The organism is Sphingobium limneticum, from assembly GCF_008710155.1.
GTDB lineage: Bacteria > Pseudomonadota > Alphaproteobacteria > Sphingomonadales > Sphingomonadaceae > Sphingobium > Sphingobium limneticum.
This window is the reverse complement of the sequence record NZ_VYPZ01000002.1, coordinates 439320-454008: the sequence shown is the minus strand read 5'-3', so window position 1 is coordinate 454008 and position 14689 is coordinate 439320. Positions and strand designations below refer to the sequence as shown.

The window sequence follows — 14689 nt, the reverse complement described above, 5'->3', positions numbered from 1 at the left end:
AGCTTGTCGAGAACCCTTGCGCAAGGGTTCTCGACAAGCTCGAACCGAACGGCGCTTTATTTATTTCCCCCGCGCGCTCGCGACGCCGGCCTTAAGCGCGTCATAGCCCACCGCGCCGTTCAGCACCTGACCGCCGATCACGAAGGTCGGCGTGCCGCTGGCCTGCAATTTCTGGGCAAGCGCGATGTTGGACTGGATCTCCGCATCATATTTGCTGGATGCGATCGCCGATTCGGCTTCCGACTTGGTCAGGCCCGCCTTGGCGGCGGCGGCCAGGATCGTTTCGCGCGATACCTTGCCCGCGCCGTAGAGCGCCCGGTGATAGGGCATATATTGGCCACGCTCGGCGGCGAGCAGCGACACCTTGGCCGCATCGCTGCTGGCTTCCGACAGGATCGGCAGTTCGCGATAGACGACCTTCACCTTCGCGTCCGAAGCGACCAGCTTGGCCAGATCGGGCAAGGACGCGCGACAATAGCCGCAGGCATAGTCGAAAAATTCGACCACGGTGACGTCGGCATTGGCCGCGCCTTCCCAGGCGCCCGCATAGGGGGTTTCTAGCGTGCTGCGGCTGGCGTCGATCGTGCCCGACATGCGCTTGGCCTGCAGCTTCTCCACCGCCTGCGGGATGATCTCTGGATGCTCGAGAATATAGTCATGCACGATCTTCTCGATCGCTGCCTTGTCATTGGTATTGACGCTGGCGGGGGCCTGCGCGGCCAGTGCGACGCCGGCAATGGCGGTCAGGGCGAGGGCGCCAAGGGTCATCTGTATGGTCCTGTTGGAAAGGGCCGCGCGAAAGCTGGGCCGGGTCTGATCTGTCATATCTATCTTTTCTTGCGCTGCTGTTCGATCGCGGCGCGGGAGGTCATCGCGATATCCTGCGCCCGCAGATAGTCAACCGTGCCGGCCTGCAAACCCTGCATCGCGGCGTCCGCGCTGCGCAACGCCATGGGATGCTGGCCCATCATGGCATAGCGCTCCGCGGTCGCCAGTGCGGCGCGGGGCGTATCGCCGCGCCGTTCGTAGACGACGCCCAGTTGATACCAGGCAAAGGGATTTTCCCGGTCGCGCTGCACGGCCAGGCGCAACACCTGCTCGGCCTCGGCAAAATTGCTCTCATCTTCGGTCGCGATCAGCGCGTGGGAGAGCAGTACGGAAATAAGGGGCTGGTTGGTGATCTTCACCGCTTCGCGCAGCGGCGCGACGGCATCCTTTGGCCGGCCGCTTTCCAGCAATATCTGGCCCTTGAGTTCCAGGAAATAGGGGTCATGCGGCGCGGCCGCGAGCAGGGCGTCGGCCTCCTCCAGCGCCTTTTGCGGATAGGCGCTCTTATGCCAGGCATAGGCCCTGGCATAATGGGCGGGCATCGACTGGTCGCTTTCGGGATATTTCTGCAATGTCTGGGTCGGTTCGTACACGAAGCCGATCAGCTTCGCCTTGATCCGCTCGAACCGCGCCTCCAGCGCCTTGTCGGGCGGCCGCTCCCAGGCCGGATCGACGGTATAGACTTCGCGCAGCACATTGATGCGCTCGCCCGACAGCGGATGGGTGCGGCCATAACTATTGTCCTGCGGGATCGCGAGACGATATTCCTGATTTTGCAGCTTCTTGAAAAATTCCAGGCTGCCCTTGCCGCTCAGCCCCGCCTGCGACAAATAGCGCGCGCCGGCCAGATCGGCGGAGCTTTCCTGCCCGCGCGAAAAGGCGAGATATTTGGTCATCGCCGCCTGCTGGCCCAAGCCCATCAGGCCCATGCCCGCTTCCGCGCCGCCCGCCGCGATCGCCGCCGCGCCCAGCACCAGGCTCAATATGGTGACGCTGGTGGCTTCCTTGATGCCTTCGCCCGACCGGATGATATGGCCGCCCTCGATATGGCCCAGTTCGTGCGCCACCACGCCCTGCAACTGGTTCACATTGTCGGCCTGGGCGATCAGCCCGCTATGCACCCAGACATATTGGCCGCCCGCGACGAAGGCGTTGATCTCCGGGTCGTTGATCACCATCACTTGGACGTTTTTCGGCTCCATGCCGGCCGCCTTGACCAGCGGACCCGACATATCGGCCATGAAGGATTCGGTTTCGGCGTCGCGCAGGATGGATTGCGCCATGGCCGGCCGCGCCATCAGCGCGAGCGATGCCAGCAGGACGGCGAAGAATTGAAACAGGCGCATCATGGACGGGCGCCGATGCCATGTCCGCCCTGAACCGGCGGTGAAGACGGGGGATGGGCCGCAACCCATATGAAAAGCGCCGCTGCGCACCGGTCGGGACCGGAAGAGCAGCGGCGCTTGTTCATCACATCGAGTGTCCGGGCTTACTGGCCGAAGGTGCGCTGCCACCAGCCACGGCGCGGTTCGCCATTTTCGCCTTCGCCCTCTTCGCCGGCATCGGCATTTTCGGCGACGGGCACGTCCGGGGCGGCGTCCACTACGGCTTCGGGCGCGGCTTCTGCCTCGACCTCAGCAGCGACCACCTTCTTGCGGCGGGTACGCTTGGGCTTGGCCGGGGCTTCCTCGGCGGCGGCTTCTGCCGCGACCGGGGCAGCGGGTGCAGCCTCGACTACGGGAGCTTCCGCTTCGGCAGCAACGACGTCGGCCTTCTTGCGACGGGTGCGCTTGGGCTTGGCCGGCGCTTCCTCGGCGACGACGTCAACCGGGGCTTCGACCGGCGCGGCCGGAGCTTCGACTTCGGCCACAACGGCTTCAGTCTCTACCTTCTTGCGCGCGCGGGGACGACGACGGGTCTTGGGTGCTTCCTCGGCCGGGGCTTCGGGTGCGACCTCGACGACAGGCTCGGCTGCGGCTTCCGCGACCGGCTCGGCGTCCACCGATTCGGCCTCAGCGGCGTCCGCCTCGGTCGACACGGCATCATCGCCACCTTCGCGACGGCGACGGCCACCACGACGACCGCGACGACCGCGACGGCGAGCGCCGCCTTCTTCCTCGTCACCAGCGGCAGCGGTTTCGACAGGTGTTTCCGCACCCTCCTCGGCCGGCTCGGCATCTTCGGCTTCGCCATCGGCCTGCTCGGAGCCTTCCTCGCCGCCTTCGCCATGCTGTTCGTCGCGCTGACCGCCACGACGGCGACGACGGCGACGGCGACGGCGGCCACCGTCACGATCCTCGTCACCACGCTCGCCGCGCTGGCCACGTTCCTCACGGTCGGACTCAGCTTCGGCTTCGGCCTCTTCGACCTCTTCCTCTTCTTCCTCCTCGATGACGTCGAAATCGTCATCCTCTTCGGGCAGCGGCGCATAGGTCACGACGCGCTCGGGGCGGGGGCCGCTGGCCTCCACCGACATGCGGGCGCCCTCGACCTCGCCGTCGGGCAGGACTTCGATCCGCACGCCATAGCGCTGTTCGATCTCGTCCAGTTCGGCGCGCTTGTTGTTGAGGACGTAGAAGGCCGCTTCCTGGCTGGCGCGCAGGGTGATGAGGCTACCGCGACCACGGGCCGCTTCTTCCTCCAGCATGCGCAGCGCGCCCAGGCCCGCCGACGATGCGGTGCGGACGAGGCCGGTGCCTTCGCAATGCGGACACTGGCGGGTCGATGCTTCGAGAACACCGGTGCGCAGGCGCTGGCGGCTCATTTCCATGAGGCCGAAGCCCGAAATACGGCCGACCTGAATCCGGGCGCGATCGTCCTTCAGCGCCTCCTTCATTGCCTTCTCGACCTTACGGATGTTGGAGTTCACCTCCATGTCGATGAAGTCGATGACGACCAGGCCCGCCATGTCGCGCAGGCGCAGCTGACGCGCGATTTCGCGCGCGGCTTCCAGGTTGGTCGCGACGGCAGTCTGTTCGATGCCATGTTCGCGGGTTGAACGGCCCGAGTTGATGTCGATCGACACCAGGGCTTCGGTCGGGTTGATGACCAGATAGCCGCCGGACTTCAGCTGCACGACAGGATTGTACATCGCCGCCAGCTGCTCTTCGACGCTGGCGCGCTGGAACAGCGACACCGGATCGGCATATTGCTTCACCCGGCGCGCGTGGCTGGGCATCAGCAGGCGCATGAAGTCCTTGGCGGCCTTGTACCCATGCTCGCCCTCGACGATCACTTCCTCGATATCCTTGTTATAGATATCGCGGATCGCCCGCTTGATGAGGTCGCTGTCATTGTGGATCAGCTCGGGCGCGGCGGCGCTCAGCGTCTTTTCGCGAATCTCGTCCCACAGGCGGGCGAGATAGTCGAAGTCGCGCTTGATCTCCGGCTTGGTGCGCTGGAGGCCGGCGGTGCGCACGATGCAGCCCATCGACGAAGGCAGCGCCATTTCGGCGATGATCGTCTTCAACCGCTTGCGGTCGGCGGCGTTCGAAATCTTGCGCGAAATGCCGCCGCCATGGCTGGTGTTGGGCATCAGCACGCAATAGCGACCGGCCAGCGACAAATAGGTGGTCAGCGCCGCACCCTTGTTGCCGCGCTCTTCCTTGACGACCTGGACCAGCAGCACCTGGCGGCGCTTGATGACGTCCTGGATCTTGTAGCGGCGGCGCAGGGCCATGCGCTTGCGGCGCAGTTCGTCGGCGGCATCGTCGCCACCCCGGCCACGCCCGCGTCCACCGCCGCGACGGCCGCCACGATCGGCGCTCGCTTCGCTGGTTTCGCCGCTTTCGGCCTGCTCGCCTTCTTCCTCATCGTCATGATGATGGCTGGCCTCGACATATTCGACGCCGCCTTCGGGCGCGACATGATCGTGATGATCATGATCATCGTCTTCATCGTCATAATCGGCGCGCAGTGCGGCTTCTTCTTCCGCATGGGCGCGCTCTTCGCGCAGCAGCGCTTCGCGGTCTTCACGCGGGATCTGGTAATAATCCGGGTGGATTTCGCTGAAGGCCAGGAAGCCGTGGCGGTTGCCGCCATAATCGACGAAAGCCGCCTGGAGCGATGGCTCCACGCGGGTGACCTTGGCCAGATAGATATTGCCCTTGAGCTGCTTGTGCTCAGCGGATTCGAAGTCGAACTCCTCGATCCGGTTACCCTTGACGACCGCAACCCGGGTCTCTTCCCGGTGGCGCGCGTCGATCAGCATACGCATTGTCATTTATAAGTCTCCGGCGTGGACGGGTCGCGACGCTGGGCCGCGACGCCACGCGATAGTGAAGGGACGGCCGGGCGCGCGCCGTGAAGGGCGCGGATGTCGGTGTCGTCCAGGTTTCAAAGGAAAACTGCGCGTCTGCTGCGTCGGCAGGGCCGGACAAGTCGCCGGGCCGCTCCATCCACGCCGCTACGCCCGTTGCCGGGGTCAGCGTGGAATGGAAATCTTGCCTCATGCAGCGTCAACCTGTTCATGTCATCGACGGGGGTGCGATCCCGCGACCGCCGATGCTTATCTCATTGCCCCAAAAGGCCCTCTGTTAAGGGCGGACCTGTCAGGAATATGAATGGGTAGCAGTCAAACATCCATGGAGCAACGCCTGCCTGAAATATTGTGACGCGACTGCCACATTTGGCGCCGCGTTGTCGCGACGCCGACTTTTCATACTGAAGCGGTCGTTAACCGTCTCATTTTACGCGACTCACACCGCTGATGCTTAATCCGGAATTCAGCGTGGGGACGCTCAAGACGGAACATCGTCATGAAAATTGGCTGGACGGCCAAAGGCCGTGCGTTGCACAAGCAGCGCATGTTCCAGAGCCTTGCCCTGGCAGGCATGATCATTGCGGCGGCACCCGGAAGCGCGGGCGGCATCGCCGGCGTCGATGTGCGGGACGATGATGTCGTCGTGCGATTCGATGGCCGGGTGGATGGCGCATCGGCGTTCCTGCTGGACGCGCCGCGCCGCATCGCGCTCGATATCGACGGCGCACAGATGGGCCGTTTCCAGTTTGCGCCGGGCAGGGGCAATATCGCCTCGGTGCGTCAGGGTCAGTTGAGCAACGGCACGGCGCGTGTGGTGCTGGATCTGTCGGCGCCCGCGACGCTCGGCAATCTGCAAATGGCGCCGGACGGCAAATCGCTCAGCTTCTCGCTCCAGGGCGTCAGCGACACGCGTTTCCGCAGCGAAGTGGGCAAGGGGCGCACCCGGTTCGACGGGCCGGTCGACATGGCCGCCCGCCCGCAAAAGCGCATCCATTCCATCACCGTGCCGATTCCGACCGCCGCGCGCGGCGTGGCGCTGCCGGCGGTGGAGGGCGCGCATGACGGCGCCCGGCCGCTGGTGGTGATCGATGCGGGCCATGGCGGCCATGATCCGGGCGCCATCAACAAGGAAAATGGCAAGCGGGAAAAGGATGTCACGCTGGCCATCGCTCAGGCGATTCGCGACCAGCTGGTCAAATCCGGCCGGGTGCGCGTGGCGCTGACCCGCGACGACGACAAATTCCTCGTGCTTCAGGAACGCTATGGCATCGCGCGCAAGCTGGGCGCGGACCTGTTCATTTCCATCCATGCCGACGCGGCGGAAAATACCGAAGCGCATGGCGCCACCGTCTACACCCTGTCCGAAACCGCGTCCGACCGCGAAGCGGCGCGGCTGGCGGCGCGGGAGAATAAGGCCGATATCATCAACGGCGTGAACCTTGGTGGCCAGTCGGGCGACGTCTCCTCCATCCTGATCGACCTGACGCAGCGCGAATCGATGAATATCTCGGCTAGTTTCGCGCGCCTGCTCCAGCGGGAGGCCGCGCCCTATGTGCCCTTCCGTAGCGCCTATCACCGCTTCGCATCGCTGATGGTGCTGAAGGCACCGGATACGCCGTCGATCCTGTTCGAAACCGGCTATATCAGCAACGAAGCCGACAGCGCCTTCCTCGCCTCACGCGAAGGGCAGGGCAAGATCGCCCGCGGCGTCGCCCGCGCGATCGAGGTGCATTTCGCCCGCAAGCTGGCGATGCGCGACGGCACGGCGGGCGGATAATAGAGACAGGCATGGGTGCGAATTGTTCCCCGGCGCAGGCCGGGGTCCAGTTGAGAGCGTGGACCTGGACCCCGGCCTGCGCCGGGGAACACCTCATATGAGCCGGATCCGTCGCGCCTTGATATAAACTCGTCGATTTCAAACCACTACCGCCGTCGAAGCGAACGGAAGGCTGGAATAGATAGTGTGATGCGGCGGATCGCATCATCCCCACTGGCCTTGGCCGCAATTTGACCCTAGAGCCTCTTTCCCATGGAAGAGGCCCGTTCCGATACCGCCCCATCGTCTTTCGCCTATCGCTTGCGCCGTGACGCCGGGGGCTTTTTCAGTCGCTTGCGCCCGCTCTGGTCGCGGCGCCTGTTTCGCTGGGCGGTCATCGCGCTGGGCGGGCTGCTGCTGGGCATGGGCCTGTTCTGGCTGATTTTCGCGCGCGGCCTGCCCGACGCCGCGACGCTGCTGGAATATGAGCCGCCGCTGCCGACCATCGTGCGCGACATCAATGGCCAGCCGGTCCACAGCTATGCCCGCGAACGCCGCGTCCAGTTGCAATATAGCGATTATCCGCAGCAGTTGATCCACGCCTATCTGGCGGCGGAGGACAAGACCTTCTTCGAACATCATGGCGTCGATATCCCCGGTTTCGCCGGCGCGGTGTTCGATTATGTCAGCAAGCTGGGGTCGGGCCAGCGCGCCCGTGGCGGCTCCACCATCACGCAGCAGGTGGCCAAGAATCTGCTGATCGGCGACGAATATTCGCCCACGCGCAAGGTGAAGGAGATGATCCTCGCCTACCGTATGGAAAATGTGCTGTCCAAGCAGCAGATTCTCGAACTCTACCTCAACCAGATATTCCTGGGTCGCAACGCCTATGGCGTGCAGGCCGCCGCGCGCGCCTATTTCGACAAGGACGTCGCCGACCTGCAACTGCACGAAATGGCTTATCTGTCGATCCTGCCCAAGGGGCCGGCCAATTATCGCCCCGAAAGCGAAACCGGCCATGCCCGCGCGCTCGATCGGCGCAACTGGTCGCTGGGCGAGATGGAGAAGAATGGCTGGATCACCGCTGCCCAGCGGGATGCCGCCCGTGCGCAGCCGCTCGGTACCGTGGCTGCCCACGGCTCCAGTTTCGACGCGCGCGCCGGTGGCTATTATATGGAAGAGGTGCGCCGTCGCCTGATCCAGCGGTTCGGCGAAAAGGCGGAGGATGGCCCCAACAGCGTCTATGCTGGCGGCCTGTGGGTGCGCAGCCCCTATGACCCGGCGTTGCAGGATCATGTGGCGACCGCGCTGCGCAACGGCCTGTTGCGTTTCGATGCCGGGCGCGGCTGGTCCGGGCCGCTCGGCCATATCAATGTCGACAATGGCTGGGAGCGGGAACTGGCCGCCAGCTATATCGACGTCGACTATGCCGAATGGCGCGTCGCCGTCGTCATCAGCCGGTCGTCGAGCGACGCGCAGATCGGCTTTGCCGACGGATCGACCGGCACGCTGCCGGCCGGCGCCGCCAACACGCCCTATCGCAAGACCGGCGGCCCGGCCTTTTCCGCGATGAAGCCCGGCGACCTGATCGTCGTGGCGCGCAATGGCGCCAGCTGGGCGCTGCGCAACATTCCCGAAGTATCGGGCGGCATGGTCGCGCAGGAGGTTCATTCGGGCCGCATCCGCGCGATGCAGGGCGGTTTCGATTCGCGCCTGTCCAGCTACAACCGTGCGACGCAGGCGCTGCGCCAGCCGGGGTCCACCATCAAGCCCTTCGTCTACGCCGCCGCGCTGGACGGTGGCATGACCCCGGCCTCGATCATCGTCGATGGGCCGCTATGCGTCTATCAGGGCGCGGGTCTGGGGCAGAAATGCTTCCGCAACTTCTCGGGCGGCAGCGCCGGGCCGCAGACGATGCGCTGGGGCGTGGAACAGTCGCGCAACCTGATGACGGTGCGCGCCGCCAGCCAGACCGGCATGGACCGCGTCGTGCGCACCATCAAGAATATGGGCATCGGCGACTATCAGCCCTATCTCTCCTTCGCGCTGGGCGCGGGCGAGACGACGGTGGAGCGGATGGTCAACGCCTATGCGACGCTCGCCAATCAGGGGAAGCAATTCCCGTCCAAGGTGATGGACTATGTCCAGGATCGCCGCGGCAAGGTGATCTGGCCGGAACGCTGGCGCCCCTGCGATGGCTGCAACATGGTCAATTGGGACGGCAAGCCCATGCCCCGCTTCGGCATGGAGGGTAAGCAGGTGATGAACCCGATGACCGCCTATCAGGTCGTCCACATCACCGAGGGCGTGATCCAGCGCGGCACCGCCACGGTGCTGGCGGATCTGAAACGCCCCCTGTTCGGCAAGACCGGCACCACCAACGGCCCGACCAACGTCTGGTTCGTGGGCGGATCGCCCGATATCGTCGCGGGCGTCTATATCGGCTACGACCAGCCGCGCAGCCTTGGCGGCTGGGCGCAGGGCGGCCGCATCGCAGCCCCCATCTGGAAGGCGGCGATGACGCCGCTGCTGGAAACCATGCCCAAGACGCCCTTCGTCGCGCCGGCCGGCATCCGCATGGTCGCGATCGACCGTCGTTCGGGCAAGCGCGTCTATGGCGCATGGCCCGGCACCGACGCCAAGCCCGCGATCATCTGGGAAGCGTTCAAGCCCGAATCCGAACCTCGCCGCACCATCCGCAAGGAAGAGGCGGAGGAGCAGGCCAAGGTCGCCGCCGCCCGCGCCGATCGCGCCGTATCGGGCGGCCGCCGCCGCACCGACGCCGACTTCCTGGAAGGACAGGGCGGGATTTATTGAGGATGGACCTGACCGGCGAATGGTGGGGAACATATTATTATCCCGATCACGCTGGGCCGGTTACGCCCTTTAACGCTCGAATTCAGGATAGTGGCGGTCATATCAGGGGCGTTATCATGGAATTGGACCAATTGGGCGGTGGGGCGGTGCTCAACGCAATCATCATTGGCTATCGCCACGATCTGCACGTCGACTTCATAAAGACCTACGATGCAGAGGCGCCGGAGGAGTATGGCAACCCAGTAGATTATGTAGGCAGCCTTTCGCCTGATGGGAGCAGCATTATCGGCGTATGGAGTTTGCTTGAATTTGATGGCCGCTTCGAAATGTATCGGGAAATCGGGGCGGCGGAAAAGATAGAAGAGACGATCAGCGCAACTGTCGATTTTTAGTGCCTCATTGAGGCTTTTTCGGACTTTCCCATACTCCCGTCATTCCCGCGAAGGCGGGTTGGCCGGAGTTACGCGCTTCCGGCCAACCCGCTTTTGCGGGAATGACGGAGTGGGAGATGACTAGCGAGAAATTACGCCGCGCGCTTTGCTACTTTCTGACCCAATTCCATATCCATCAGCAATTGCACCGATCGCAGCGCGCAGCAGAAGGTGCAGAGCAGGGCGTCGCTGCATGTGTGGACGAAGGGTGCGGTGCGGCGGCCTTGCAGCAGGTTGATGAGGCGATTTTCATCATCGGACAGGGCCTTGCCCCGGCCCAGCCGCAGCGGACGGCCCAGCAAGGTGACGGTCAGGTCCAGCAGGCTGTCGATCGCCGGCAATATCTGGCCGCAGCCATAATGGCCCAGTCGCGCATAGAGGCTGGTCAGCGTCGGACGGTGGTGCCGGCGCGCCTGGCCCCAGCAGCGCACGGCGTCGAGAAACAGGAACAGCGCCGAAGGGCTTTGGCGGGCGACGATGGAATGGGCGGTGTTAGGGATGGTCGTCATGGGATAGCCTTTTGATGAAGCCTGTCCCCCTTTTTGCCGCGCCGGCCGACCTGCGTTGGATCGGCTCTGCGCACACCCCTGTTAGCGGCCTGATATGTCCTGAAAATTTCGCATTTGCGCGCGGTTCGCAATAGGGCGGCACCGGCTTTTCGACGGACCGCATTACGCTTGCGACAAGGCAGGTGCTTGACGAACGGCCATTTCCTCAAGAAGGACGGCCGTTCGACAAATCGGGGCCGAACGCCTAGTGCATTGTTCGACCGCCGAGGCGTGAAAGTTGGAGAATCAGTCATGCGCGCCGAAGCGCAGCAATATATCGATCGTATCGACGCCGCGCTGGCCCTGCTGCGCCAATCGCTGGACTGGGACCGCGCCCTGCGCCGCCTGGACGAGCTGAATGCGCGCGTCGAAGACCCGACCCTGTGGGACAATGCCAAGCTGGCGCAGGAGGTGATGCGCGAGCGTACGCGCCTCGACAGTGCGATCGGCGCCACCCGCGCGATCGGGACGGACAAGACCGACACCGCCGAACTCATCGAAATGGCCGAGGCCGAGGGCGATGAGGATATGGTGAGCGAAGCCATCGCGTCCTTGAAGGCGCTGGCCGACCGCGCGGATGAGGACAAGATCAAGGCGCTGCTGTCCGGCGAGGCCGACGGCAGCGACACCTATCTGGAAATCCACGCGGGCGCAGGTGGCACCGAAAGCCAGGACTGGGCCGAAATCCTGTCGCGCATGTATCGCCGCTGGGCCGAACGACGCGGCTACAAGGTCGAACTGGTCGATTATCAGGCCGGCGAAACCGCCGGCATCAAGTCCGCGACCTTCCTGATCAAGGGCGAGAATGCCTATGGCTATGCCAAGACCGAAAGCGGCGTCCACCGCCTGGTCCGCATCAGCCCCTATGACAGCGCGGCGCGGCGCCACACCAGCTTCTCGTCGGTGTGGGTCTATCCGGTGATCGACGACAATATCGATATCGAGGTCAAGGAAAGCGACCTCAAGATCGATACCTATCGCGCATCGGGTGCAGGCGGGCAGCACGTCAACACCACCGACTCCGCCGTCCGCATCACCCACGTTCCTTCGGGCATCATCGTGGCGTCGCAGAATGACCGGTCGCAGCACAAGAACCGTGCGACCGCGATGAATATGTTGAAGGCGCGTTTGTACGAAGCCGAACTGCGCAAGCGGGAGGAAGCGGCGAACACCGATTATCAGGCCAAGACCGAAATCGGCTGGGGCCACCAGATCCGCTCGTACGTGCTCCAACCCTATCAGCTGGTGAAGGATCTGCGCACCGGCGTCACCTCGACCGCGCCCGACGATGTGCTGGACGGCGCGCTCGATCCCTTCATGGCCGCCGCTTTGTCGCAGAAGGTGACAGGCGAATCGGTCGATGTGGAGGATGTCGACTGATGAACCGGGCGGTTTTGGCGGGCGCATTTGTCCTGCTGGCCGTCCCGTTGGCTGCCTGCGATCGGATTGGCGGCGGCAAGGGGACGCAGCGGTCCGCCGCCGCCGAACCCTTCCCCCAGGCCGACCGGCCGGTCGCCCCGATCGTATCGACCCGCTGGTCGAGCGAGGAATCCCGCGACCGGGTGAATGAGGCGGAGGATATCATGGACCGGGCGGGCATCCGTCCGGGCATGACCGTCGCCGATATCGGCGCGGGCGAAGGCTATTATACGGTGCGCCTGGCCAGGCGGGTCGGCGCCAAGGGCCGCGTCCTGGCCGAAGATATCATGCCCGAAGTGATCGAGGCCTTGTCGCGCCGCATCACGCGCGAAAAATGGGACAATGTCAGCGTGAAGCTGGGCGCGCCGGAAGATCCGCGCCTGCCCGAAAACAGCTTCGACCGCATCCTGATGGTCCATATGTATCATGAGATTGCCGAGCCCTACGCCTTCCTCTGGCACCTCAGCCCCGCGCTCAAGAAGGATGGCGAGCTGATCGTGGTCGATGCAAACCGGCCGACCGACCAGCATGGCACGCCGCCGCGCCTGCTGGGCTGCGAACTGGCCGCCATGGGTTTTCGCATGGAGCAGGTGATCGCCAAGCCGACTGCTGGCGGTTATCTCGCGCGCTTCCGCCGCATCGCCGCGCGACCCGACCCTGCCAGCATCGTCCCCTGCGCGTTTCAAGGCTAGCTTGCCCATGCGGCATGCCCTGCTGTAGGGCAGGGGCATGCATTTCGACGATCAGCTTCAGCGCTATTTCGGCACCACCGACTTCGACACGCTGCCGGCCAGTACGGTCGAGGCCGGGATCGACCGGATGCGCGTGGATCTGGGGCTGGAGGAGGATCGCGGCCGGCGGTTTGCGCTCTGGTCGCTGTTGCACCTGCTGGGTGCGGCGCCCGATCTGGACGTCGCTTTCGAAGAGGAAGCGGACCGGGAGGCTGCGCGCAATTTCATGGACATGACGGACGAGGCTTGATCGCTGCTCATCGGTCGATGAGTTTTGATGAAGCCCGCTGCGCCCTCTTCCCTTCCGCCCCTCGACGGATAAGAGGCAAGGCCAATATTTCTGACCCAATATCTCCGGAGGATCGGATGGACTATCGCACGCTTGGCCGCACGGATATCAAGGTCAGCCTGATCTGCCTGGGCACCATGACCTGGGGATCGCAGAATAGCGAGGCGGAGGCGCATGAGCAACTCGACTATGCGGTCGGGCAGGGCGTCAACTTCATCGACACGGCCGAAGCCTATCCGGTCACGCCGGTCAGCGCCGATACGCAATTCCTGACCGAAACCTATATCGGCAATTGGATCGCGCAGCGCCGCAAGCGCGACGATATCGTGCTGGCGACCAAGGTGGCCGGGCCGACGCGCGACCCGATCCGCAAATTTCGCGGTGGCAACAACCGGCTGGACCGGTCCAACATCGTCGCGGCAGTGGAAGACAGCCTGACCCGGCTGAAGACCGACTATATCGACCTGTATCAGGTCCATTGGCCCGACCGGCCGGTGCCATCCTTTGGCCGGCGCGGCATCGCCGCGATCGAGGATACGGACGAAACCGTGTCGATCGAAGAAACGCTGAGCGCTCTGGCGGAATTGGTGCAGGCCGGCAAGATCCGGCATTTCGGCCTGTCCAACGAAACGCCCTGGGGTGTCAGCGAATATCTGCGCCTGTCGCGTGAGAAGGGGCTGCCGCGCCCGGCGTCGATCCAGAACGCCTACAACCTCCTCAACCGCACCTTCGAAATCGGCCTGTCCGAATTCGCCCTGCGCGAAGATGTCGGGCTGCTCGCTTATTCACCGCTCGCGGGCGGCAATCTGACCGGCAAATATCTGGGCGGCGTCATTCCGGCCGGATCGCGCCGTGACGTGTCCCGCCAGTTCGTGCGCTACGACCTGCCCAATCAGGCGGTGGCCAGCGCCCGCTATGTGGCGATCGCCCATGCCTTCGGACTGGACCCGGCGCAGCTGGCGCTGGCCTTCGTCAATGCCCAGCCCTTCGTCACGTCGAACATCATCGGCGCGACCAGTCTGGAGCAATTGCGCACGAACATCGCCAGCGTGGACGTCCATCTGACGCAGGAGCAAATCGCCGCGATTGAGGATATTCACCGCGTCATTCCCGATCCCTGCCCCTGAAGGCAGCATCGGTCAGGCGGCGCGGTGCGACCGGGAAGCCTGATCGGACATATCGGGAAGGGCAGGGGCATCCGCCATGGCGGCGATCCCCTGCCACCAGTGATCTACTGGCGGAACCAGGATCGACAGCGCGCCATGGCGAGGCCGGGCATGCCATGTGGTGCCGTCATTGTAGAAGCGCCAGAGCGGATCGCTGTTGACCGGGCGATGATGGAAGCGCGCCTGTGCGCCGCTTTGGCCGTTATCGACGGCGCGCAATTCGCTGGGAACCGCGCGGTAGCTGCCATCGGGATATCGCACATCAATCGCCATCGCATCCTCCATAGGCCCCCAACGCTTCACAAGCCTTTGAGTTCATTACGGCTTACGTCCCTATCGCAGGATTTTTGCGCAAAGGTTCGCACAGGCGATCGCGAAAGCGAATCAGTATAAATTTGACAACGCAATTGCGAATCTATCGCAATATCTGTAGGGCGCCTCCC

At 64.2% G+C, this 14689-nt stretch carries 12 protein-coding genes; 7 read left to right on the top strand and 5 right to left on the bottom strand.

Annotation, left to right across the window (positions count from 1 at the left end; all coding sequences use genetic code 11):
* Positions 1–60 precede the first annotated feature (60 nt).
* The 3 genes from F4U94_RS04710 to F4U94_RS04700 all read right to left on the bottom strand — a co-directional run bounded on the left by F4U94_RS04710 (position 61) and on the right by F4U94_RS04700 (position 5050).
* On the bottom strand, positions 61–825 hold the full coding sequence (locus F4U94_RS04710; protein WP_172598808.1) for a DsbA family protein: 765 nt from the start codon (positions 823–825) through the stop codon (positions 61–63).
* A 2-nt stretch (positions 826–827) separates the two neighbouring features.
* On the bottom strand, positions 828–2177 hold the full coding sequence (locus F4U94_RS04705) for a M48 family metalloprotease (RefSeq protein WP_120251643.1): 1350 nt from the start codon (positions 2175–2177) through the stop codon (positions 828–830).
* A 140-nt stretch (positions 2178–2317) separates the two neighbouring features.
* On the bottom strand, positions 2318–5050 hold the full coding sequence (locus F4U94_RS04700; RefSeq protein ID WP_232015778.1) for an Rne/Rng family ribonuclease: 2733 nt from the start codon (positions 5048–5050) through the stop codon (positions 2318–2320).
* 535 nt (positions 5051–5585) lie between these two features.
* On the opposite strand from F4U94_RS04700, the gene F4U94_RS04695 reads away from it, so the two are divergent.
* The 3 genes from F4U94_RS04695 (at position 5586) to F4U94_RS04685 (ending at position 10054) form a co-directional block, all read left to right on the top strand.
* Positions 5586–6866 carry an N-acetylmuramoyl-L-alanine amidase gene (locus F4U94_RS04695; RefSeq protein ID WP_120251645.1) on the top strand — a complete coding sequence of 427 codons (1281 nt, stop codon included), beginning with the start codon at positions 5586–5588 and terminating at the stop codon, positions 6864–6866.
* A 252-nt stretch (positions 6867–7118) separates the two neighbouring features.
* The gene (locus F4U94_RS04690) at positions 7119–9662 is read left to right on the top strand and encodes a penicillin-binding protein 1A (RefSeq protein ID WP_120251646.1); all 2544 of its coding nucleotides are present in this window, start codon (positions 7119–7121) and stop codon (positions 9660–9662) included.
* Between the two features lie 2 nt (positions 9663–9664).
* Positions 9665–10054, top strand: coding sequence for a hypothetical protein (locus F4U94_RS04685; protein WP_120251647.1), 390 nt, complete (start codon positions 9665–9667; stop codon positions 10052–10054).
* 131 nt (positions 10055–10185) lie between these two features.
* Here F4U94_RS04685 and F4U94_RS04680 read toward each other — a convergent pair whose 3' ends face one another.
* Positions 10186–10602, bottom strand: a complete 417-nt coding sequence (locus F4U94_RS04680) for a hypothetical protein (RefSeq protein WP_120251648.1) — start codon at positions 10600–10602, stop codon at positions 10186–10188.
* A 291-nt stretch (positions 10603–10893) separates the two neighbouring features.
* Between F4U94_RS04680 and prfB the strand changes: the two genes are divergently transcribed.
* The 4 genes from prfB (at position 10894) to F4U94_RS04660 (ending at position 14207) form a co-directional block, all read left to right on the top strand.
* Positions 10894–12021, top strand: a complete 1128-nt coding sequence (gene prfB / locus F4U94_RS04675; protein WP_120251649.1) for a peptide chain release factor 2 — start codon at positions 10894–10896, stop codon at positions 12019–12021.
* Positions 12021–12752, top strand: coding sequence for a class I SAM-dependent methyltransferase (locus F4U94_RS04670; protein WP_120251650.1), 732 nt, complete (start codon positions 12021–12023; stop codon positions 12750–12752). Before prfB ends, F4U94_RS04670 begins: the two co-directional genes overlap by 1 nt.
* A 37-nt stretch (positions 12753–12789) precedes the next feature.
* The gene (locus F4U94_RS04665; protein WP_120251651.1) at positions 12790–13041 is read left to right on the top strand and encodes a hypothetical protein; all 252 of its coding nucleotides are present in this window, start codon (positions 12790–12792) and stop codon (positions 13039–13041) included.
* A 116-nt stretch (positions 13042–13157) separates the two neighbouring features.
* Positions 13158–14207, top strand: a complete 1050-nt coding sequence (locus F4U94_RS04660) for an NADP(H)-dependent aldo-keto reductase (RefSeq protein WP_120251652.1) — start codon at positions 13158–13160, stop codon at positions 14205–14207.
* A 12-nt stretch (positions 14208–14219) separates the two neighbouring features.
* Here the strand turns inward: F4U94_RS04660 and F4U94_RS04655 are convergent, their stop codons facing one another.
* Positions 14220–14519: a hypothetical protein gene (locus tag F4U94_RS04655; protein WP_145986247.1), complete on the bottom strand. Its 300-nt coding sequence runs from the start codon at positions 14517–14519 to the stop codon at positions 14220–14222.
* Positions 14520–14689 lie beyond the last annotated feature (170 nt).

Excerpts from the sequence above, each read along its gene's own strand:
- F4U94_RS04690 (WP_120251646.1), top strand. The coding sequence starts at position 7,119 with ATGGAAGAGGCCCGTTCCGATACCGCCCCATCGTCTTTCGCCTATCGC.
- F4U94_RS04665 (WP_120251651.1), top strand. The coding sequence starts at position 12,790 with ATGCATTTCGACGATCAGCTTCAGCGCTATTTCGGCACCACCGACTTC.
- F4U94_RS04685 (WP_120251647.1), top strand. The coding sequence starts at position 9,665 with ATGGACCTGACCGGCGAATGGTGGGGAACATATTATTATCCCGATCAC.
- F4U94_RS04660 (WP_120251652.1), top strand. The coding sequence starts at position 13,158 with ATGGACTATCGCACGCTTGGCCGCACGGATATCAAGGTCAGCCTGATC.
- F4U94_RS04710 (WP_172598808.1), bottom strand. The coding sequence starts at position 825 with ATGACAGATCAGACCCGGCCCAGCTTTCGCGCGGCCCTTTCCAACAGG.
- F4U94_RS04670 (WP_120251650.1), top strand. The coding sequence starts at position 12,021 with ATGAACCGGGCGGTTTTGGCGGGCGCATTTGTCCTGCTGGCCGTCCCG.
- F4U94_RS04695 (WP_120251645.1), top strand. The coding sequence starts at position 5,586 with ATGAAAATTGGCTGGACGGCCAAAGGCCGTGCGTTGCACAAGCAGCGC.
- F4U94_RS04700 (WP_232015778.1), bottom strand. The coding sequence starts at position 5,050 with ATGACAATGCGTATGCTGATCGACGCGCGCCACCGGGAAGAGACCCGG.
- F4U94_RS04680 (WP_120251648.1), bottom strand. The coding sequence starts at position 10,602 with ATGACGACCATCCCTAACACCGCCCATTCCATCGTCGCCCGCCAAAGC.
- F4U94_RS04705 (WP_120251643.1), bottom strand. The coding sequence starts at position 2,177 with ATGATGCGCCTGTTTCAATTCTTCGCCGTCCTGCTGGCATCGCTCGCG.
- F4U94_RS04655 (WP_145986247.1), bottom strand. The coding sequence starts at position 14,519 with ATGGCGATTGATGTGCGATATCCCGATGGCAGCTACCGCGCGGTTCCC.
- prfB (WP_120251649.1), top strand. The coding sequence starts at position 10,894 with ATGCGCGCCGAAGCGCAGCAATATATCGATCGTATCGACGCCGCGCTG.